21 protein-coding genes are annotated in these 21,735 nt (G+C 36.6%); 14 read left to right on the top strand and 7 right to left on the bottom strand.

Annotated elements, in window-relative coordinates:
• Positions 1-65 precede the first annotated feature (65 nt).
• Entirely contained in the window at positions 66-416 is a 351-nt protein-coding gene (gene secG / locus ACODR7_RS13370; protein WP_076596216.1) for a preprotein translocase subunit SecG, read from the top strand.
• Positions 417-467: 51 nt separating this feature from the next.
• On the opposite strand, the gene ACODR7_RS13365 is transcribed toward secG, so the two are convergent.
• Positions 468-1,307: a glycosyltransferase family 2 protein gene (locus ACODR7_RS13365; protein WP_488839804.1), complete on the bottom strand. Its 840-nt coding sequence runs from the start codon at positions 1,305-1,307 to the stop codon at positions 468-470.
• Positions 1,303-1,914 carry a recombination mediator RecR gene (recR, locus tag ACODR7_RS13360; protein WP_488839721.1) on the bottom strand — a complete coding sequence of 204 codons (612 nt, stop codon included), beginning with the start codon at positions 1,912-1,914 and terminating at the stop codon, positions 1,303-1,305. Before recR ends, ACODR7_RS13365 begins: the two co-directional genes overlap by 5 nt.
• A gap of 378 nt (positions 1,915-2,292) precedes the next feature.
• Between recR and ACODR7_RS13355 the strand changes: the two genes are divergently transcribed.
• The 4 genes from ACODR7_RS13355 (at position 2,293) to ACODR7_RS13340 (ending at position 5,728) form a co-directional block, all read left to right on the top strand.
• On the top strand, positions 2,293-2,898 hold the full coding sequence (locus ACODR7_RS13355; RefSeq protein ID WP_076596213.1) for an LURP-one-related/scramblase family protein: 606 nt from the start codon (positions 2,293-2,295) through the stop codon (positions 2,896-2,898).
• Positions 2,899-2,920: 22 nt separating this feature from the next.
• On the top strand, positions 2,921-3,409 hold the full coding sequence (locus ACODR7_RS13350) for a hypothetical protein (protein ID WP_488839719.1): 489 nt from the start codon (positions 2,921-2,923) through the stop codon (positions 3,407-3,409).
• Between the two features lie 81 nt (positions 3,410-3,490).
• Positions 3,491-4,933, top strand: coding sequence for an aminoacyl-histidine dipeptidase (locus tag ACODR7_RS13345; protein WP_488839717.1), 1,443 nt, complete (start codon positions 3,491-3,493; stop codon positions 4,931-4,933).
• Positions 4,934-5,146: 213 nt separating this feature from the next.
• A complete protein-coding gene (locus ACODR7_RS13340; protein ID WP_488839715.1) occupies positions 5,147-5,728 on the top strand; it encodes an LOG family protein in 582 nt (193 codons plus the stop codon).
• A 76-nt stretch (positions 5,729-5,804) separates the two neighbouring features.
• On the opposite strand, the gene ACODR7_RS13335 is transcribed toward ACODR7_RS13340, so the two are convergent.
• Both ACODR7_RS13335 and ACODR7_RS13330 read right to left on the bottom strand, forming a co-directional pair.
• Positions 5,805-6,134 (bottom strand): 2Fe-2S iron-sulfur cluster-binding family protein, encoded by a 330-nt coding sequence (locus ACODR7_RS13335; protein ID WP_136521702.1) that lies wholly within the window; start codon positions 6,132-6,134, stop codon positions 5,805-5,807.
• Between the two features lie 12 nt (positions 6,135-6,146).
• On the bottom strand, positions 6,147-7,202 hold the full coding sequence (locus tag ACODR7_RS13330; RefSeq protein WP_488839713.1) for an NAD(P)/FAD-dependent oxidoreductase: 1,056 nt from the start codon (positions 7,200-7,202) through the stop codon (positions 6,147-6,149).
• 153 nt (positions 7,203-7,355) lie between these two features.
• Between ACODR7_RS13330 and ACODR7_RS13325 the strand changes: the two genes are divergently transcribed.
• Positions 7,356-8,126, top strand: coding sequence for a DUF3108 domain-containing protein (locus tag ACODR7_RS13325; protein ID WP_488839711.1), 771 nt, complete (start codon positions 7,356-7,358; stop codon positions 8,124-8,126).
• Positions 8,127-8,425: 299 nt separating this feature from the next.
• Here ACODR7_RS13325 and pheS read toward each other — a convergent pair whose 3' ends face one another.
• Positions 8,426-9,436: a phenylalanine--tRNA ligase subunit alpha gene (pheS, locus tag ACODR7_RS13320; RefSeq protein WP_129041812.1), complete on the bottom strand. Its 1,011-nt coding sequence runs from the start codon at positions 9,434-9,436 to the stop codon at positions 8,426-8,428.
• 126 nt (positions 9,437-9,562) lie between these two features.
• On the bottom strand, positions 9,563-10,222 hold the full coding sequence (locus ACODR7_RS13315) for a YceI family protein (protein WP_488839709.1): 660 nt from the start codon (positions 10,220-10,222) through the stop codon (positions 9,563-9,565).
• Positions 10,223-10,297: 75 nt separating this feature from the next.
• On the opposite strand from ACODR7_RS13315, the gene ACODR7_RS13310 reads away from it, so the two are divergent.
• Positions 10,298-11,245 carry an ABC transporter ATP-binding protein gene (locus ACODR7_RS13310; RefSeq protein WP_488839707.1) on the top strand — a complete coding sequence of 316 codons (948 nt, stop codon included), beginning with the start codon at positions 10,298-10,300 and terminating at the stop codon, positions 11,243-11,245.
• 234 nt (positions 11,246-11,479) lie between these two features.
• Here the strand turns inward: ACODR7_RS13310 and ACODR7_RS13305 are convergent, their stop codons facing one another.
• Positions 11,480-11,824 (bottom strand): zinc ribbon domain-containing protein YjdM, encoded by a 345-nt coding sequence (locus ACODR7_RS13305; protein WP_488839705.1) that lies wholly within the window; start codon positions 11,822-11,824, stop codon positions 11,480-11,482.
• Between the two features lie 588 nt (positions 11,825-12,412).
• Here ACODR7_RS13305 and ACODR7_RS13300 point away from each other — a divergent pair.
• From ACODR7_RS13300 to ACODR7_RS13270, 7 genes are all read left to right on the top strand, one after another.
• Positions 12,413-13,618 (top strand): RsmB/NOP family class I SAM-dependent RNA methyltransferase, encoded by a 1,206-nt coding sequence (locus ACODR7_RS13300; RefSeq protein WP_488839703.1) that lies wholly within the window; start codon positions 12,413-12,415, stop codon positions 13,616-13,618.
• Positions 13,619-13,807: 189 nt separating this feature from the next.
• Complete coding sequence (locus tag ACODR7_RS13295; RefSeq protein ID WP_488839701.1) at positions 13,808-15,475, top strand: GLPGLI family protein; 1,668 nt, start codon at positions 13,808-13,810, stop codon at positions 15,473-15,475.
• A gap of 319 nt (positions 15,476-15,794) precedes the next feature.
• Positions 15,795-17,462 (top strand): asparagine synthase B, encoded by a 1,668-nt coding sequence (gene asnB / locus ACODR7_RS13290; protein ID WP_488839699.1) that lies wholly within the window; start codon positions 15,795-15,797, stop codon positions 17,460-17,462.
• Positions 17,463-17,873: 411 nt separating this feature from the next.
• Positions 17,874-18,716 (top strand): hypothetical protein, encoded by an 843-nt coding sequence (locus tag ACODR7_RS13285; protein ID WP_488839697.1) that lies wholly within the window; start codon positions 17,874-17,876, stop codon positions 18,714-18,716.
• Between the two features lie 139 nt (positions 18,717-18,855).
• A complete protein-coding gene (locus ACODR7_RS13280; protein WP_488839695.1) occupies positions 18,856-20,259 on the top strand; it encodes an MFS transporter in 1,404 nt (467 codons plus the stop codon).
• Between the two features lie 110 nt (positions 20,260-20,369).
• Positions 20,370-21,245: a pirin family protein gene (locus tag ACODR7_RS13275; RefSeq protein ID WP_488839693.1), complete on the top strand. Its 876-nt coding sequence runs from the start codon at positions 20,370-20,372 to the stop codon at positions 21,243-21,245.
• Positions 21,246-21,400: 155 nt separating this feature from the next.
• The gene (locus ACODR7_RS13270) at positions 21,401-21,712 is read left to right on the top strand and encodes a GNAT family N-acetyltransferase (RefSeq protein WP_488839691.1); all 312 of its coding nucleotides are present in this window, start codon (positions 21,401-21,403) and stop codon (positions 21,710-21,712) included.
• Positions 21,713-21,735: the final 23 nt, after the last annotated feature.

The following is a 21,735-nucleotide window of genomic DNA, read 5'->3' as shown; positions in this document are numbered from 1 at the left end:
ACATCTTTTTTTGTCATTCAGTAAAAAAAGATTAAATTTGCCCATTCAAAAAGATATCAGAATTAATGGATACTATATTTACACTATTGATGGTTCTTGTTATGGTTGCCAGTGTTTTATTGGTAATTATCGTTATGGCACAAAATCCAAAAGGAGGAGGCCTTTCCAGTACATTCGGAGGTGCATCATCTGCACAGTTCGGGGTACAAAGAACCAATGATTTCATGGAAAAAGCAACATGGACTCTAGGCGGAACTATCATTGTTCTTATCCTTTTAAGCGTTGTTATTACAGGTAAGCCGTCTCAGGCACTTCCTGCACAACAGCAGCCAGCTAAGAAAGAAGCTCCTGCAAAACAGTCAGCTCCTGCTTCTTCTACAACAACTCCGGCACAGACTCCTGCTCCGGTAAAATAAGAAGAATATCATCTTACATATAACAAAAGCAACTCCAATTGAGTTGCTTTTTTATTTTAGCTTGATCTTTTCAATCTGATGCCGGAGCTTTAATCCTGCTTTCAAAAAAGAATACTGTAAAGGCTTCGATTCCTTATAATACTTATCAATAAAGATCTGCATCGCTCCGTAAAATCTGTTGAGATATAATTCATCTTTGATTGTACTTTCTCCTTTATGATGGAGGATAGAAACTTTTCCATAATAGAAGTTCTTATATCCGTTTCTTAGAAAGGTATAGCAGAGATCGATATCTTCTCCGTACATAAAATAAGCCTCATCCAATCCTCCTATTTTCTCATAAACGTCTTTTTTAGCCAATAAAAATGCTCCGGTGAGAACTTCCACTTCTGCAACCGCATTTTCTTCTATATCATTTCTGTAATAAGATTTCGAGTTGTTCTTTTTAAAGTTGGTAAAGAGCTTTTCAAAAGAATTAAACATATCCGGAACTGAGCGCTTGCTTTCAGGAAGAAAATTCCCTTCTGCATCATGCATTCTTACGCCCAGACATCCGAATGAAGCCTGCGCATCTGCAAAATCCAGCAATTCTTTCATATAAAAGCCCTCCAATTCCGTATCAGGATTCAAAAGCAATATATATTCTCCTTTCGCCGTCTGAACAGCCTGGTTATTCGCTTTTGCAAAACCATCATTTGTTGCAGATGATATAAAATGTACTTCGGGAAACTCAGGAATAAGATCTCCCCAGGAACTATCTGTTGAAGCATTATCAATCATCATTACTTCATACTCTATATCCTGTATATACTTCCGTAGGGACAGGAGGCAGCTTCTTAGCAATTGGGTGACGTTGTAATTAACTATAATAACGGACAGCTTCATATTAATCCTTTTCGTTGTAAGGCAGCCTGTTGATAATAGATCTTCCTAAAGAAATCTCATCAGCATATTCCAGTTCATCTCCTACAGAAATTCCTCTTGCAATGCTGGAGAAATTCACATTGAAGTTTTTAAACTTCTTGTAAATATAATAAGCGGTGGTATCTCCTTCCATTGTAGCACTCAAAGCAAAAATAAATTCCTTTACCTTTCCGTTATTCAGTTTCTTTTCAATACTTGGGATATTCAGCTGGCCAGGCCCTACTCCTTCCATCGGAGAAATTTTACCGCCAAGAATCAGATATTTCCCTGTATACTTTCCTGTATTTTCTATGGCAATTACATCACGTACATCTTCAACGATACAGATCAGTTCACCATTTCTCTTTTCATTGCTGCATATTTCACAAATGTCAAAATCCGAGAAATTGTGACATTCTCTGCAGTATTTTATTTCATTAACAAGATTGATCAGGGAGTTTCCAAGGCTTACGGCTCTGGAATTGGGCTGCTTTAACAAATGTAATGCTAATCTCAAAGCCGTTTTCCTGCCAATTCCTGGCAGCCCGGAAATCTCGTCCACTGCCTTTGCCAATACTTTACTAGGGTAATCCATAGGTACAAAAATAAGGATTAAAGTTGATAATTGATAGTGAATCGTGAATCGTCAATTCGTTTCGCTTGTGAATTTTTATATAAAAAAAATAAATTTTAGCGCAGTGTTCGCTAAGGAATTTTTATAATTCTTAAAAACGATCGCAAGGGCGTTCCACTCAGCAATAGACAAATCTGATATCCTGGCTGAACGAAGTGCCTTTGCGATCGAAATAGCTAAAAATAAATATCAACCTTGCGAACATAGCGTTTATTTTTAATCAAAAGCATGTTCAATATAATGTCCCATGATGATATTTTGTATTTCTCCCATACCTGAGAACACTAAAAAAACCTTTATATTTGCGGCTTAAATTAAATATGAAAAAAATTAACTAACATGGTACTTAACAATCTAAATTATCCTCTGGATTTCAAATTCAAAATCACTACTTTAGCAAGTGACTTTAACATTACTGACAAAAATGGAAATTATGTGGCATATGTTCGTCAGAAAATGTTCAAGTTGAAAGAAGACGTTATTGTTTTTAATGATGAAAGCAAGTCTAAGGAACTTTTCAGAATCAGAGCCAATCAATGGATTGATTTCAACGCTTCATATTCTTTAAATGATCTTATTGACAATAAAAACTTTGGCAGATTAGCCAGAAAAGGAATGCGCTCTATCTGGAAAGCAAGTTATGATATTCTGGATGCACATGATCAGCCTAAGTTTAAAATTCAGGAAGACAGTGCGTGGGTAAGATTCTGGGACAGCTTTGTAGGAGAACTTCCTATCATCGGGATGTTTACAGGATATTTCCTTAATCCATCATATACGGTAACAGGGATAGACGGAAAGGCTTATTTTAAACTGAAAAAAATGCCTTCATTCTTCGGAAGAAGATTCCAGCTGGACAGACTGATTGATATTGATGACGAGGAAGAAAGCCTGGTAATCCTTTCTTTATTAATGATGACACTTCTTGAAAGAGCAAGAGGATAAACAAATAAAAAACCACAAACACATGAAATATGTAATCATTGTATTTTCCGCATTTCTGTTGGTAGCCTGTAAAAAGGAAAAAGAAACTGTTTCAGACTCCCCTACTGCTGATTCTTTGCATGTTGCCAAAGATTCAACTACAAGAGCTTCTTCAGGAAATATTCTGGTGGGGACGATTCCGTTTCCAAAAGAAATCAAAGAATGTTCCTGCTATTTTGCAGCCAGTAAATCTGATTTTGAAAATGAAAGATATATCTACGCAGATGATGCGGGAAAAACAGCGTATATGATGCTGGATGGCAAAAGGCTTGCTATGAATCTTATCTCATCCAGTGATATGGAAGTAGATGAATTGCTTACCAAAGAAATAGAAAATGATGATTACAAAATTTCTGTAAAAGGTAAAAAAATAAAGGGCGAAGAAGCTTTACTGTTTGAAGGAACTCTTACTATAGAGAAACCAGACGGAACTACATTTACTACTCCGATCTATGGAGAGTGTGGGTGTTAATAAAAGCGAAATCATACAAAAATGCTTCTGTATCTCATGGAAGCATTTTTTATTTTGTAAATTTGAGAAAAATAAATTTCAATGGAATTATCTAATATAGAACCGCAGATTATATGGAAAAATTTCTCCAAATTAAATGCTGTTCCAAGACCTTCAAAAAAGGAGGAAAAAGTAATAGCTTTTATCAAAGGATTTGGTGAAAATTTAGGACTGGAAACTACGGTAGATGAAGTAGGAAACGTTATCATTAAGAAACCTGCCACAGCAGGAATGGAAAATCGCAAATCTATCGTGCTTCAATCACACCTTGATATGGTTTGCCAGAAAAACAATGATGTTAATTTCGATTTTGAAACGGAAGGAATTAAAATGGAAATCGATGGTGACTGGGTAAAGGCTAAAGGAACTACCTTAGGAGCTGATAACGGCTTAGGAGTAGCAACCATTATGTCTATCCTTGAAAGCTCGGATATTCCACACCCTGCATTGGAAGCTCTTTTCACGATTGATGAGGAGACAGGAATGACCGGTGCTTTAGGATTAAAACCGGGACAATTGACAGGACAAATTCTATTGAATCTTGATACGGAAGAGGATGATGAAATTGATATCGGCTGTGCAGGAGGTGTAGACGTGACAATCACTCAAACCTATGCTGCAGAAGCTTCAAAAGGACAAATTGTAAGACTTGAAGTAAAAGGTCTTCAGGGTGGACACTCCGGAATGGATATCCATAAAGGTTTCGGAAATGCCAATATCATTTTGGGAAGACTTCTTTATACAGGATTGGAAAACCAGAATATTGAACTGGTATCTATCGACAGCGGAGGGTTGAGAAATGCTATCCCAAGAGAAGGAGTTGCTGTAATTTCAGTGAGAAATGCCCAGGAATTTATTGAAAATGTAACGGTTCTTAAAAAAGAGATCTTAGAAGAATTTGCTACTGTAGAACCGGGAATCCAGATCAATATTGAAAACTCTACGTCTTCCGACAAAGCTATTTCAGAAGCCGATTCTAAAAAGGTGATCCTTACTTTAAAGGCTCTTCACAACGGAGTATATAGAATGAGCCCTGATGTGGCTGATCTTGTAGAAGCGTCCAACAACGTAGCAAGAGTAGAACTGAAAGGCGGAGAACTTAAGATTTTAAACCTTACAAGATCTTCTGTAGATTCTTCCAAATATTCAGTGGCAGAACAATTGAAATCGGTAGCTGAACTGGCAGGAATGAATGTTGAATTCAGCGGATCATATCCGGGATGGAAGCCAAAACCTGGTTCAGAGATTGTACAGCTGATGGAGAAACTTTATATTGAAAAGTTCACTGAAAAACCTCATGTAGTAGCTTGTCACGCAGGTCTTGAATGTGGAATCATCGGTGCCAACTATCCTGAAATGGAAATGGTAAGCTTCGGACCTACTATCAGAGGTGCACACTCTCCTGATGAGAAGGCAAACATTCCTTCAACTCAGAAATTCTGGAGCTTCCTGAAAGATATTTTAGCGAATATTCCTCAGAAATAAAACATTAAAATAACTATATTAATATCCAAAGTCTTATGATTTTGGATATTTTTAGTTTTAATCTGAATATATTTAATTAATTGAAATAAAAGTGCTTCGACAGGCTCAGCATGACGCTGCTAAAAATTTATCTCTAAAAAGCAGTTAGTATTAGAGATGTCATGCTGAGCTTGTCGAAGCATCTCAACAATAGAAAAAAACAAATCATATACAATGAAAAGTATCACCGTATTCTGTGGCTCAAGCTTTGGTTCGCAAGATATTTACAAAGAACAGGCATTTTTATTGGGGCAAACTTTAGCCCAACAAGGCATAGAGCTTATATATGGCGGTGCTGATGTTGGTTTGATGGGAACTATAGCAGACGGAGCATTGACCGAAGGAGGCAAGGTCATTGGAGTTCTTCCCCATTTTTTACAAACTAAAGAAATAGCCCATAAAAATCTGACAGAGCTTATTATCGTGGAGACCATGCACGAAAGAAAAACCAAAATGAATGAACTTTGTGATGGTGTTATCGTTCTTCCCGGCGGCTATGGTACATTGGAAGAATTCTTCGAGATGATCACCTGGGCACAGCTCGGACTTCATAAAAAACCCATCGGAGTATTGAATATTGACGGCTTTTATGATGACCTGATTAAACTGGTTCAGACCATGGTAGATAAAGGATTTTTAAAGCAAATCAACAGAGATATGCTGCTGATCAGCGATACCATTGATGATCTGCTGGAAAAAATGAGAAATTATCAGGCTCCTACGGTTGGGAAATGGATTTCTAAGGAGGAAATTTAAACTCTAAAAATTTATAAAAAACAAAACCCGTCCGGAAAATCCGGACGGGTTTCTTATTAAGATTAAAAAATATTTTCTAAGGATAAGGAGCAATTTCCACTTCGAGCCCTTCCATGGCATCGGCAATATGCAGCTGGCAGCCCAATCTGCTGTTGTCTTTCACATGGAAAGCTTCAGCCAGCATGGCATCTTCTTCATCTCCCATTGGTTCCAGACCGGGATCATTAATTACATATACCTGGCATGAAGCACACATCGCCATTCCTCCGCATACCCCAATAGTACCTTCTTCTGCCAATTCATAGGAACGGATAATTTCCATTAGATTCATGGACATATCCGTAGGCGCTACAACTTCGTGGGTTACCCCTTCTCTGTCGGTGATTTTAATATTAACGTCTGACATAATTCTGCAAAATTAGTCAATTTTTTTCACAACTGCCTTCTCTGCTTCTTTACGGCTTCCGTCAAATCCGTCTACTCCACTTACTGTTGTATATTTTAACACGAATTTTTTACCCGGATTGAGTCTGTTATACACACTCTGACACATTAAAGTAGCTTCGTGGAAACCACAAAGGATCAGCTTCAGTTTTCCTGGATACGTGTTGATATCCCCAATAGCATAAATACCATCGATGTTGGTCTGATAATCCAAAGCGTTATTTACAACGATTGCATTTTTCTCGATATTTAATCCCCAGTTTCCGATCTCTCCCAATTTTGGTGTCAATCCGAATAAAGGAATGAAATAATCAGTTTCAATATCATAAGCATCCTGTCCTTCTACTTCTACAGTGATCGCTTCTACTTTTCCGTCCCCTTTAATACCGGTAACTTCCGCAGGCGTAATTAATTTGATTTTCCCCTGATTTTTCAGATCCTGAACTTTCTCTACAGAATCCAAAGCTCCTCTGAACTCATTTCTTCTGTGGATCAAGGTCACTTCACTGGCAACATTAGAAAGGAAAATACTCCAGTCCAGTGCCGAGTCTCCACCACCAGCAATCACCACTTTTTTATTTCTGAAGTGTTCAGGTTCTTTAACGAAATACTCAAGACCTTTTTCTTCGTAATCTGCAATATTTTCAAAAGTAGGTTTTCTCGGTTCAAAAGTACCTAAACCACCTGCAATCGCAATCGCTTTACATCTGTGAACAGTTCCTTTATTCGTGATCACTTCAAACCACTCATCATCTACTTTAGTGTAAGAAACAGCTGTCTCCCCTAAAGTAAATCCAGGCTGAAACTGCTTGATCTGCTCCATCAGATTATCCACCAATTCTCCGGCATTTACTGAAGGATAACCAGGGATATCGAAAATAGGTTTCTTAGGATAAAGTTCAGCCAACTGCCCTCCCGGCTGTGGAAGTGCATCAATAATATGACACTTCATTTTTAATAAACCAGCTTCAAAAACTGCAAAAAGTCCTGTAGGTCCCGCACCTATGATCAATATATCAGTGGTTATCATAATCTTTAAGATAATTTAATTATACATGTAACTGCAAATTTACTAATTTTAATGCGAAGCATATTTAATTGATTCTAAATAAAAACCTGAGATTTGTCAAATATCTATCAATTAAGATTTTAAATTTGGCAATGTTTTTGTAAATGTCTTGTTATGAATAAAATTTTGAACCTTTTTGCTGTATTTATATTCTTTTTAGGCTCGGCTCAGATTGATAATATCGCAGACAGCGAATCTATTACTCTTAGAATTCACTATGGTTTCCTTAACGCAGGAACTGCCAACCTTACTACAAAGCAAACTACCTACAAAGGGGTTCCTCATCTCTATGTAAAAGGAACAGGACAGACAACAGGTGCTGTAAAAGCATTCTTCAAAGTAGAAGATTTATATGAAAGTTTTATCAATACACAAACGGGATTACCAAGCTTTTATGTCAGAAATGTACGTGAAGGAAGTTATCGCCAGCATTTTGAAACCGTTTTTAATCACGATAACAATACTTTAATTTTAACAGATAAAAAGACACCGGCCAATGGTTCTAAAGTTCTAAAATCTGTGAAAGGTGTTCAGGATATGCTTTCCTGTTTTTATTATTTAAGAAGTAAAAGTCCGGATGAACTGAAAGTGGGAACGGTTATCAATATGAATGTCTGGATTGATGATGAGATGTTTCCTTTTCAGCTGAAAGTAACAGGAACAGAAAATTTAAAGACAAAATTCGGAACCATCAACTGTTTGAAGATTATTCCATCGGTAAAAAGCGGAAGAGTATTTAAAGATAAAGAAGGGGTTACCATGTGGGTTACCAATGATGCCAACCATCTTCCTATGCTATTGAAAGCAGAGCTTGCAGTAGGAGCACTAAAAGCAAGTATTGATGATTATAAGAATGTAAAATATCCTTTAAAATTCAGCAAATAATAATTACTTATTTCAATACAAAGAGGCTGTCTTAAAAGTCAAATAATTTGATTTTTGAGACAGGCTTTTTTATGTTCAATGTAATAAAAAGTTAACACAGATTGTCTTTATAATAGAGGCAGGCAAAGAACTGCAGCATGTCAATACTTCTTTGAGGTAACAAGCAGATCCGAAACTAAGTATGGGCATAAGAAACAGACACGTGTAAATTTTTCAATAAGATCAGTTTTTAATTACGTTTTGTTTCTTAGGTCAGTAATTAAAAACAAAAACCTCCGGAGCTCCGGAGGTTTGATTTTTTATAGCGTTTTGAACTGTTCAAGTGTTCTGATGTCGTTTTCAAAGAACATTCTGATGTCACTCATCTGGTAAAGAAGCATCGTGATTCTTTCAATTCCCATTCCGAATGCATATCCTGAATATTTCTCAGAATCGATATTCACATTTTTCAATACGGCAGGGTCTACCATTCCGCATCCCATAATCTCCAGCCATCCTGTCCCTTTTGTAATTCTGTAATCTGTTTCAGAGTTTAATCCCCAATACACATCAATTTCAGCACTAGGTTCTGTGAACGGAAAGAAAGAAGGTCTCATTCTGATTTTGGATTTTCCGAAAAGCTCAGTGGTAAAGAACTGAATCGTTTGCTTTAGATCAGCAAAGCTTACATTTTCGTCAATATATAATCCTTCAATCTGATGGAAAATACAGTGAGAACGTGAAGAAATTGCTTCATTTCTGAACACTCTTCCCGGAGATAAAATTCTGATCGGCGGCTGGTTTTCTTCCATATAACGCGTTTGTACGGAAGAAGTATGCGTTCTTAAAAGAATATCAGGATTCTGCTCAATAAAGAATGTATCCTGCATATCTCTTGCCGGGTGATACTCCGGAAGGTTAAGCGCCGTAAAGTTATGCCAGTCATCTTCAATCTCAGGTCCGTCTGCTACAGCAAAGCCAATCGATTTGAAGATTTCAATAATTCTGTTTTTTACCAGATTGATCGGATGTCTGGAACCCAATTCCAATGGAAAAGCGGGTCTTGTAAGATCTTCCTTTTCAACCACAACAGAAGATGCTGAAGCATTTTTCAAATCCTCCAGTTTTACAGCAACTGCCTGCTTCAAAGTATTGATCTTCTGTCCGAATTCTTTCTTTTGGTCGTTAGGAACTTCTTTAAATTTTTCAAAAAAATCATTCAGAACTCCTTTTTTACCATTGTACTTGATTCGGAAGTTTTCGATATCTTCCTTAGAGGTAGCATTGAAGCCATTTACTTCGACCAGTAATTCTTCTATCTTTTCTATCATTATTTTACCCTTTCAAAATGTTTTGCAAAAATACGATTTTAAGTTGAATAATAAGTCCGTCAAAAAAAAATCTGCCTCTTTTTCGGGAGGCAGACTTCAATCACTTATTTCACTTAAATAAAAAAATTATTTCTTTTCTAAAGCTTTAACGCTGATCTGAAGAGTTACCTCGTCTTTGATCACACCGTTTGCAGCAGGAGCCTGGAACTTCACCCCAAACTCTTCTCTCTTGATATCTTTCGGTTCAGTAGCTACACTCACCTCTCCATTTTTCACAGAAACATTAGCCTTAAACTGAACAGGTTTTGTAATTCCTTTAATGGTTAAATTACCATCCAAAATAGTATTATAATCACCTTCTGTAGCTGGGGTAACCTTTGTAATCTCATAAGAAGCTGTCGGGAATTTTTCAACTTCGAAGAAATCACCGCTCTTCAGGTGGCCATTTAATTTTCCTAAATCCTCCGGGCTGTCTTTCAAATCCACAGAAGTTAAAGAATTCATATCAGCAACGAATTTTCCGCTTTCCAGTTTTCCGTCTTTCACCGTTACATCTCCACTTTCAAACTTTATGGTTCCAAAATGGCTCGTATTTTCAGATTTAAATACTTTATATCCCTTCCATTCAACCTTACTGTTTAGCGTATCCAAAGTGAACTGGCTACCTTCTTTGGTAGTTGTCACTTCATTACTCTCACTGGTAAGTGGTTTGTCTTTTTTACAAGAAACCATTACAGCAGCAATAAATAATGCAGGAATAGCTAACGAAAACAGTTTTTTTCTCATTTTTGATTTATTTTTATTAGTTCCGCTAATATAATAAAAAAAATTATGTTTTCATAAAAACCTTACATTTGTAATATGCTATTAGAAATAAACAATTTATTTTTCTCTCACAACAAAGAAAATCCCCTGTTTCAGAACCTTAATCTAAGGTTTGAAGAAAACAGAATTATAGCTCTTGCCGGTGAAAGCGGATGTGGAAAATCTACTCTTCTCAACCTTATTTATGGTCTTTTGGATTGGAAAGGCGGAGAGATTATTTTTAACGGAACAAAGCTTTTGGGACCGAAAGGAAATCTTGTTCCCGGAGAGCCTGAAATGAAGTTCGTAGCACAGAATTTTGACCTGATGCCTTATGCTACAGTGGCTGAAAACGCAGGAAAATTTATTTCAAATATCAATTTAAAACAAAAAAAAGAAACCGTAGCAGAACTTCTTGAGGTAGTGGGTCTTCAGGACTTTGCCAATGTACTTCCAAAATATTTAAGCGGCGGACAGCAGCAGAGAGTGGCTATTGCCAGAGCATTATCCGTACTTCCCAAGCTTCTTATTTTAGACGAACCATTCAGTAATCTGGATTTCCCAAGAAAAATTGAACTCAGAGAAAGACTTTTCAGATATGTAAAACAACATGGCGTTTCTCTCATTATTTCTACTCATGAGCTTCAGGATATTATGCCATGGCTGGACCAGATTGTTATTCTGCAGGACGGAAGACTGATTCAGAATGACAGTCCGGAAGAAACCTACAGAAATCCTTACAATTCTTATGTGGCAAAATTATTCGGGGAAGTGAATATTTTCAGTGAAAGAGAAGCTGAAGATTTCCAGCTTACCAAACTCTCTTATTATCCCAAGGAAATCAAAATTACAGAAAAAGGTCTTGAAGCCGAAGTCCTTGAAAGCCGTTTTGCAGGAAATTATTATTGGAATAAATTAAGGGCAAAAGGAAAGGAACTTGTTGTTTATACGGATGAAAAAATATCGGGAACGATCTCTGTTTCATTTATTCAGACAAAAGGTTAACTACCCGTAACTCATACATTCACTTACACTTAACAATAAAAAAAATACAAACATAAGAAGCTGTTGTCAAACTTTTTCTTACATTTGTACTTCCAAAGTATAAGGAAATTTTTGGTTAATTCTCTTTCTGCCTTCCAGACGGACATTAGCAATCTTGCAATTAAGTCTGTTGAAAGATTACACTGTCCAATTTTTTCCTTTTCTTTTTCTAGGACATAGAAAAACAAAGTTTTCTTATGCTTTCTTTACAAATTCTGACTTAAGAGCCATAGCTCCGAAACCATCAATTTTGCAGTCAATATTGTGATCACTTCCCGGTCTCAGACGGATATTTTTCACTTTAGTTCCGGCTTTTACCGGTTTTGGTGCTCCCTTTACAGGTAGATCTTTTATTACCACTACAGAATCTCCATCCTGAAGTTCATTTCCGTTGGAATCCAGGATTTTTCCTTCATTTGCGGCTTCGGCAGCGGCTTCTGTCGGATCCCATTCGTAGAAACACTGGGAACATACCATCATATTATCGCTCGGGTAGGTAAACTCAGAGCTGCATTTTGGACAAATTACTGTGTCACTCATATTTTTATTTTTTGCAAAGGTAGAACTTTTTAGAGGTTGAAGTCAATAGATAAAGCTCAGTATAGTAGATCATAAGCGCCTGTTAATTTTACACATACAGGTGAATTAATACAAATTAAATAAACTTGCTGCAAAGAAAATAAAGTATAGTAATGAACAGTGTATATTTTGTTAACAAATATTTTTCATTAAGCAAAAAATACAGGTTTATTCGTCTCATAGTAAAAGGCTATCTTCAACAAATAAAAAATACAAATAATCGGAAAATCTTTACAAATTCAGCACTACAATTTATTTCTACTATGCAAAAAATTAATAAACACACAGACCATTCACTACTGAATCTCAGATTGTCAATAGTCAATTTTTGCTTTGCAAAGTGAATCGTGAATGCGCAACCTTCCATTAGAAAACAGATCTGTACAATATATAATTACTCATAGCCTCGCAACCGGAAACCCGAAAATTAACAAGCGAAGCGGATTCACCATTCACCCTTCACCTCTCCTATTCTCAATCTCTCCACCCAAATTCCAAACTCTCAATTAAAAGTCGTATTTTTGCAGATTCAAACAGCGAAGCAAATTTATGGAACTTATTCACAGAAACTTGGCAATCGGAATTCACGATGCCTTACAGGAGACATTTTTTGAAAAAAACAAATATGCCGATAAAGTTATTGAAAGACTTTTGAAAGCAAACAGAAAATGGGGAAGCCAGGACAGAGCCGTTGTTTCTGAAATTTTTTACAATATTATCCGTTGGAAAAAACGCCTTGAATACTATATGGGTGAAGGCGTGAAACCCAATAATATCTACAAACTGATTATTGCATATTTACTTTGGAGTAAAACCAATTATAAAAAATTCGAAGAATTTGACGGAATCAAAATCGCCGATATTCTTACTAAACTTAAAAAGAACACTGTTCCTACAAAAGCAATAGAATACTCTATTCCTGAATGGCTGGCTGAAACACTTGAAAAAGAACTGGGTGCCAACTGGGAAAAAGAAATGGCTGCTTTAAATGAGCAGGCTCCTACCGTGTTAAGAGCAAACTCTTTAAGAACTACAACCAAAGAACTTATTTCCGATCTTTCAGACGAGGGTGTTGTTTCTTTTCCTATTAAAAATTATCCTGATGCTGTTCAGCTGGAAGAAAAGAAAAACGTTTTCCTTACTACAGCTTTCAAAGAAGGATTATTTGAAGTTCAGGATGCTTCTTCTCAGAAAATCGGGTATTTCCTTGATGTAAAAGAAGGACAAAGAGTGGTAGATGCGTGTGCAGGTGCAGGAGGAAAAACATTGCATTTAGCCGCATTAATGAAAAACAAAGGTCAGATCGTAGCATTAGACATCTTCGAATGGAAGCTTGCCGAACTGAAGCGTCGTGCCAAAAGAGCCGGAGCCCACAATATTGAAACCCGTATGATTTCTGACAACAAGGTGATCAAGCGTCTTCATGAAAAAGCTGACAGACTTCTGATTGATGCACCGTGTTCAGGTCTTGGAGTTTTGAAAAGAAATCCGGACAGTAAGTGGAAAATTGATCAGGATTTTATTGACAGAATTAAAAAGGAGCAGCAGCAGATCCTTCAGGACTATTCTAAAATGCTTAAAAAAGGAGGAAAAATGGTATACGCTACCTGTTCCATCCTTCCATCTGAAAACAATCTTCAGGTAGAAGAATTTGTCAAAAACAATCCTGGATTCAAAATGATTAAAGATGAAAAAGTAATGCCTAGCGAAGGCTATGACGGATTCTATATGGCTTTGATTGAGAGAGTTTCTTAATCCAAATCCAACAAACAATACATTAAACTACTCTATTTTCCGGAGTAGTTTTTTTGTTTCAGGAACTTTCTGAAAAAATTGTAACAATTTTTGTAACATTTCAACCCCATTGTCTACTAACTGTATAGATTAAAACCGGTTTGACGCTGTAAGAAGTTTAGAATACCTTTGCAGAAAACTCATTTATTTATGCATACAAGAATCGTTTTCAATTTTGTGGCTGTTTTTTTATACTGTCTGTTTTCTGCACAGACCTATGAAATTCATTATACCAGCTCTTATAACGGAAAAGCAATAACAGATCAGCCTTCTACCATCGTTTGGGTTAATGAGAAAGAAAATTTCATTCTCAACAGCACAATCAAAGAACAAAAAAGCAGCTATCCTTATGAGATAACAAAAGTAGAAAAGCCTTCCAACACAATTGTATCTTACGCATTTTTAAAACCGGGATCAACTATTTCATCATCAGACACTGAATCTGTAGGAAAACAGAATTTTGAACTGACCAATGAAACCAAAAAAATATTGGGCTACCAATGTAAAAAAGCAGTGACAAAAGTCAATTCAAATACTATTGAAGTCTGGTACACGAATGATCTAAAGCTGAAAGGCGGTCCCTCTGTTTTAGGGCAAAATTTAGGATTGGTTCTGGAAGTGGAGAGAAATAAAAATTCTTTAATTACAACCAGTTCAATCAAGAAGGTCAAGACTACCGGAATTGAAAATATTCTCAAAGGAAATATACAAACAACAGATCAACTGGGATATAAAGACCTTCTCTGGAAAAGCAGATTTACTACATTGAGTGTTTTCGAAAATGAAACCATTAATTTCTCTGATGCCTCAAAGTCTGACGACAAGATTAAAAGATATGCCAACGGAACCATTATTCTCAAAAAAGTAAAATTTCCTGCGATTACAGAAGGAGAGACTATTTTTGTAGAACTGAAACAGCAATCCAACGGAGATGCTTATGACAGAACCGGAACTGTATTTTTCATTCCGCAGGATAAAGAAAAGTCTTTTTTTGACGGTTTGGAAAAAGGGGCAAAAACACTTCCTGTTTATGAAAATGGAAACGGAAAACAATACTACGGAGTAACGGCGGCCAACAACTACAGCCCTGCTATGGAAATGATGCGTTTCTTCACCGCCTTTGGTATTCAGAAGTTCAATCATATTCAGCTTAAGGGCAAAGATTGGCAGACCATCAGCCCTTACCGGCAGGATATTACTGAATTAAAGCCTGCTATATCCGGAAAAGAACTGTGGATAGGAACTTTTATCGGAAATTATGATAAAGGAGGACACAAAGTAAGTCTTGATATTACGATACATAAAAGTGATCAAACTGTTAATAAAAATAATACAGCCATCCCTTTATTCAACACCTTAAACATTATGGAAATGGCCGGACAGGACTATTCTACCATGTTCAATAAGGACAAAGGCCTTCTTGTTGATTTCACTTTAAACAAAGATCTGAAAAATGCTCAGCTAAGATATACCACAACAGGACACGGCGGTTGGGAAAATGGTGATGAATTTGTTCCTAAAGCAAATTCTATATTCGTGGATGGAAATGCTGTATTTTCATTTGTACCTTGGAGAACAGATTGTGGTTCGTACCGATTATACAATCCGGCTTCCGGAAATTTTCAGGACGGTCTTTCGTCATCAGACCTCAGCAGATCAAACTGGTGCCCGGGAACGGTTACCAATCCTGACTTCATTCCTCTTGGAGATCTGAAAGCAGGAAAACATACGATTCAGGTAAAAATTCCACAAGGTCCTACCGAAGGAACAAGCTTCAGCTCATGGAATGTTTCGGGAGTATTACTGGGGGTTCAATAAAAACAAAACCTTCTTGCATGAGAATTGCAAGAAGGTAAAAACACAAATGATGAAAAAAAATTATTTCGAGCCACAAAGTAAAGGGTAAAATTCATATAATTAATTACCATAGATTAATAAATATTTCATTTTTATTTCGTATAGAGTTGGATGAATTTTAGCTCGGTGAAAAAAATCAATCAAATCCATATTAATTTCAAGAATTAGTTAATATTTTTAATTTTAAAATACTAATTGATTAAAAAAATTCACATTTAAACATTTTCCATTGTTATTTATAAACATCACTTCTACTTTTGTTCCATAAATAATAAAAATTATGTGTGGAATTGTATGTTTATTTGACGCCAAACAAAAAACCGAAGTATTAAGACCTCAGGTATTGGAGATGTCAAAAAAAATCCGTCACAGAGGACCGGATTGGAGTGGCGTTTTTCAGGACGAAAAAGTAATTTTTTCCCATGAACGACTTGCCATTGTAGATCCTACCTCCGGAAAGCAGCCTTTATTTACAAAAGACGGAAAAGTAGTATTAGCCGTAAATGGTGAAATCTACAACCATAGAGAACTCAAAGAAGAATTTCCGGATTATGAGTTTCAGACCCAGTCGGACTGTGAAGTGATTCTAGCCCTTTACAGAAAATACGGAAAAGATTTCGTAGAAAAACTCAACGGAATTTTTGCCTTCGCTTTATATGATACTGAAAATGATATTTATCTTATTGCCCGCGATCATATGGGAATCTGTCCGCTTTATCAGGGCTGGGACAAAAACGGAAACTATTACGTTGCTTCAGAATTAAAAGCACTTGAAGGCATCTGTAAAAAAATAGAAACATTCCTGCCTGGCCATTTTGTTTACAGCAAAGACGGTGCTGAGCTTCAGCAATGGTATGCAAGAGACTGGGACAGCTTTGATCATGTAAAAGACAATGAGACCGATATCTCAAAACTGAGAAAAGGTCTTGAAGATGCCGTTCACAGACAGCTGATGAGTGATGTTCCTTATGGAGTGCTTCTTTCAGGAGGTTTAGATTCATCTGTCATTTCTGCCATCACAGCGAAATTTGCCCGTCAGAGAATAGAAAGCGGCGATACACAGGAAGCCTGGTATCCGAGACTTCACAGTTTTGCAGTAGGATTGGTTGGCTCTCCGGATCTTGCGGCGGCTCAAAAAGCTGCAGAACACATCGGATCTGTTCACCATGAGGTTAACTTTACCGTTCAGGAAGGTCTGGATGCCGTACGTGATGTAATCTATCACCTCGAAACTTATGATGTAACCACCATCAGAGCATCCACCCCGATGTATCTTTTAGCAAGAGTCATCAAATCTATGGGAATTAAAATGGTTCTTTCAGGAGAAGGTTCAGATGAATTGTTCGGAGGTTATCTATATTTCCATAAAGCTCCTAATGCAAAAGAATTCCACGATGAAACAGTGAGAAAACTGGGCAAACTTCACCTTTATGATTGCTTAAGAGCTAACAAAGCGTTGATGAGCTGGGGAATTGAAGGAAGAGTACCTTTCCTTGACAAAGAGTTTATGGATATTGCGATGACCATTAACCCTCAGGATAAAATGATCAATACCGCTGAAGGAAAAATTGAAAAATGGGTATTAAGAAAGGCTTTTGAAGATGTTCTTCCGGATTCTATTGTATGGAGACAGAAAGAACAGTTCTCTGATGGTGTAGGATATTCATGGATCGACACTTTAAAAGAAGTAGCCGAAAAAGAAGTAACGGATGAAATGATGGCGAATGCAAGATTCAGATTCCCGCTGAACACTCCTCAGAATAAAGAAGAATACCGATACAGAACTATTTTTGAAGAACATTTTCCAAGTGAAACTGCTGCCGCCACGGTTCCGTCTGTTCCATCTGTGGCATGCTCCACACCTATTGCTTTGGAATGGGACGAAGCCTTCAAAAAAATGAACGATCCAAGCGGAAGAGCTGTGAAAGTGCATGAAACGTCTTATTAGGAATTAGATTTGTGAGTTATGAGTTGGCTTCGTTTGTTAATTTTTGTTTCGGGTTACGAGATTCGGGATATTTTAACGCGAAGTACGCTAAGCCATTTCCTTATATTTAAGAACGATCGCAAAGGGGCGTTGCACTCAGCAACAGACAATCTGATATCCTAGCTGAACGAAGTGCCATTACGAACGAAATATACAAAATGAAATATAAACCTTGCGACCATAGCGCTTATTTCAACTATTCAATAGTATTAGTTCATTATTGAAATGTATATTCTTCACATTAAAACCTATAACTCCCTCAGTTATAATTTATCAATCCTGTAGCAATACAGGATTTTTTCTTGAATTAACAATAACAATATGGCATAATTTAACTCACAATCCAAAATAATATCTAATAAATAATTATATTTGGAAAACGAAAATATCAATTATAAAAAAATGAGAAGAAACCTTACTGTTTTATTTGCCTTATTAGCCATAAGTTTTGCTTTTGGACAGGGAAAATATGGCAAATATCTGAATTCAAAGAAGCTTGCTTTGGCTTATAAGAGTGTGAAAGACCAAGATAAGGATGACTACTATCAACAATTCTACTGGCTGGTTAAAGCAGAGCAACTGAAAACTTATCCTCATCTTAAAGACATAAAGCCTGTCGTTTTATATGAATTTGTAAAATATGTAAACCCTCAGAATCCGACAAAAAAACTGGATGCCAGAGGAAAAGAACTGAGAGCAACTGCCGAATTATCATTAAATCAATATTTTAAAAATAAAAAATTTGAAAATAATTCTGTTTTAATGTATAACCTTGAAACATATGTAGATCCCTCAAAAGGTCAGTATTATACCAAGGTTGATCCCGAAAAAATCAAGGAACTTGTACCGAAGGAATTATTTGCTTTCAATTCATTCAACAGAAATATGGGAGAAGAAAAAACATATTACCTTTGGATTGATAAGAAAAAAGATGATCTGAATATTGTAGATATCATCCCTAGCGAAAAAGAAGACAAAGCTTTCTACACAAGATTGAAACAATATCTTCCAAGCTATAAATTTTCAAAATTCGTTCCTTCTGTAAAAAAAGGAAACAAGTCTGATAAAACAGATATCGAATATTACTATATCATGCCATTTGAGCAAAATACCGATAACATCGAATATAAAACGAAGGATTTCAAAACTTTTACCTTAAGCCAGTATAGAAAAGCCGGTGATGAATGGAAAGGAGTAGAAAAACCTAGAAAATAAATCAAAAAGTCCTGTGAAATCTCGCAGGACTTTTTTAATTTTATATGGATTTCATGATCTAAGGATCAGACCGCTTAAAGCAAGCAAGTTCTTCAAATAAAAATAAGCCTGGATATTTTCAATGTTCAGCCTATACAAAATGACAGAAACAAGCACACAACAGACATCCATAAAAAAAATACTTCCCCTGATTCTGGCCACTGCTATTTTTATGCAAATGCTGGATTCAACTATTCTGAACACTTCTCTGCCTGCTATTGCAAAAGACCTGAAAGAGTCTCCGCTTAATATGCAGAACGCCATCATCAGCTATGTTCTGACATTAGCTGTTTTTATGCCCGCCAGTGGATTTCTGGCAGACCGGTTTGGAACAAAAAAAGTATTTATCTTTTCATTAATCCTCTTCAGTTTAGGCTCACTATTTTGTTCCCTTTCTCAAAATCTCACCCATTTGGTTATTTCAAGAGTTGTTCAGGGAGTTGGAGGAAGCCTGATGACTCCTGTAGGAAAACTGGCATTGATCAAAACATTTGACAAAAATGAACTGCTCAAAGCTATGAATTTCGCCATCATTCCGGCACTTATCGGACCTGTACTCGGTCCATTAGTAGGAGGTTATATGGTAGATTATCTTTCCTGGCACTGGATCTTTCTGATCAATATTCCAATTGGTTTTTTAGGAATTATTTTAGGATTAAAATTCATGCCCAATTACAAATCCGATGATGTTGATTTTGATTTAAAAGGTTTCCTGATTTTTGCAGCTGCTTCTCTCCTGCTTTCTGTTTCATTGGAACTCTTTGGAGACATTCAGAATATTACACCGGTCTTACTGGTGTTTATCATGGGATTCCTGTTTCTGTACTATTATTACAAACATGCAAAAAGAGGAGGAAATCCTATTTTCCCATTAAATCTTTTTCAGGTAAGAACTTTCCGTGTGGGTATTGTAGGAAACCTGGCCACCCGATTAGGAATCAGCTCTGTTCCGTTATTGCTTCCGCTGATGATTCAGATTGCCTATAAACAGTCTGCAGTAACTTCGGGCTGGATCATTGCTCCCATGGCTTTAACGGCCATCTTCGGAAAATCCTCTGTTATAAAAATTTTAGATAAATACGGCTACCGTCAGACTTTAATGGTGAATACATTTATCATCGGAACATTAATATGTCTTCTCGCCATTCCGGACATTCACACTTCCCTATACTGGTTTGTTCCCATTATTGCGGTGTTAGGCTTTTTCAACTCGATACAGTTCACCTCCATGAACACCATTTCTATTGCTGATCTTCGAAATTTCCAGACCAGCAGCGGAAACTCATTAATCTCCGTCAATCAGCAATTAGCCATCGGTTTTGGAATTGCCTTTGGACTGATTGTTTTAAAACTATTTGAAAATACAGATCTGATTAAAGGAGAAATTCACAACGCATTCCGGTTAACCTTTCTCACGGTAGGAATACTGACAATTTTATCCGGATTTGTTTTCAGGAGACTGCATATTTCGGATGGAAAGAATATGAAATCGAAGGAAGAATAGTCCCAATCCGACCCTTTACTTTTCACATTTTACTCCCCTACGAACTTAACACAGATCAATGCTTTTCACATATAACAATGGTAATTTTGTTTACATAAATCAACAATGTGATGGCAACTAAAAAAATAGAAATCGTAGTATCTCCAAGACCTGCACACTTTGTAGGCGATGGATTCAGGGTTCATAATTTCATTCCGGGAATACCTGGATTGGATATGAAAAGAATGGATCCGTTTATTATGCTGGATTACAATTCAAAATTTCATTTCAACGGATCAGACCGACCGAGAGGTGTCGGAGTGCATCCTCACAGAGGTTTTGAAACGGTAACCATAGCCTATAGCGGAAAAGTAGAACACCATGACAGCGCTGGCGGCGGCGGTATTATCGGTGAAGGTGATGTTCAATGGATGACAGCAGCCAAAGGAGTTCTTCACAAAGAATACCATGAAACAGAATGGGCAAAAGAAGGAGGAATCTTTCAGATGGTTCAGCTTTGGGTGAATCTTCCGGCAAAGGATAAAATGAGCTGCCCAAAATACCAGGCTATAGAAAACGCTGCAATGGAAAAAGTTGATCTGGGTGAAAATGGCTACGTAGAGGTAATTGCAGGAGAATATAATGGTCATAAAGGTCCTGCAAGCACTTTTACTCCGCTTCACATGATGAATGCAAAGCTTAAGGCAGGAGGAAAAGCGGAATTTAATTTTCCTGCCCATTTCAATACTGCAGCTTTGGTGATTGAAGGAAGTATTATCATTAACGGAGAAGAAACCATTAAATCCGACCATTTTGCCTTGTTTAAAAATGAAGGTGAAACGTTTACTATCGAAGCAAAAGAAGATGCTGTTGTTTTAATCATCAGCGGAGAGCCTATCAATGAACCTATTTATCCTCATGGTCCTTTTGTGATGAATTCCAGAGAAGAAATCATGCAGGCTTTCGAGGATTTTAATACCGGGAAATTCGGATATCTGGAAGATTAAAAAGAATTAAATTTATCTTAATCTTTGCTTATTCCTTTTTTTATTAACTTTATATAATGGCAAACCTTATAGGTTTTATGAACCTATGAGGTTTAATTGTCTTAATACGCAATTTCCTTCTATATAGGAAACGTAGCATTTTTAGTACAAATATTATGAAACCAGAATTTGAAAATATACCTCTTGTAAAAGCCGAAAAAAGATTTGAAATAGAATTCAACGGGCATTATGCATTTATTGATTACCGTGAAACCATGCACCAGATTTCTTTAATACATACAGAAGCAGAACCGGAACTGGCCGGAACAGGTGCAGCAGCTGCGGTAGTAGAGAAAACATTGAATTATATTGAAGAAAACGGAAAAAAACTTCTTCCATTCTGTCCTTATGTTTTCGCTTTTATAAAAAAACATCCTGAATGGAAACGTATCGTGGATGAAAGATTTGAAGGCTATGATAAACTTTAAATCTTCATCAGAACTGATCAATT

This window comes from Chryseobacterium sp. FG46, assembly GCF_057809135.1.
The sequence above is the reverse complement of the archived record's forward strand: the minus strand, read 5'-3'. Positions and strand labels throughout refer to the sequence as shown.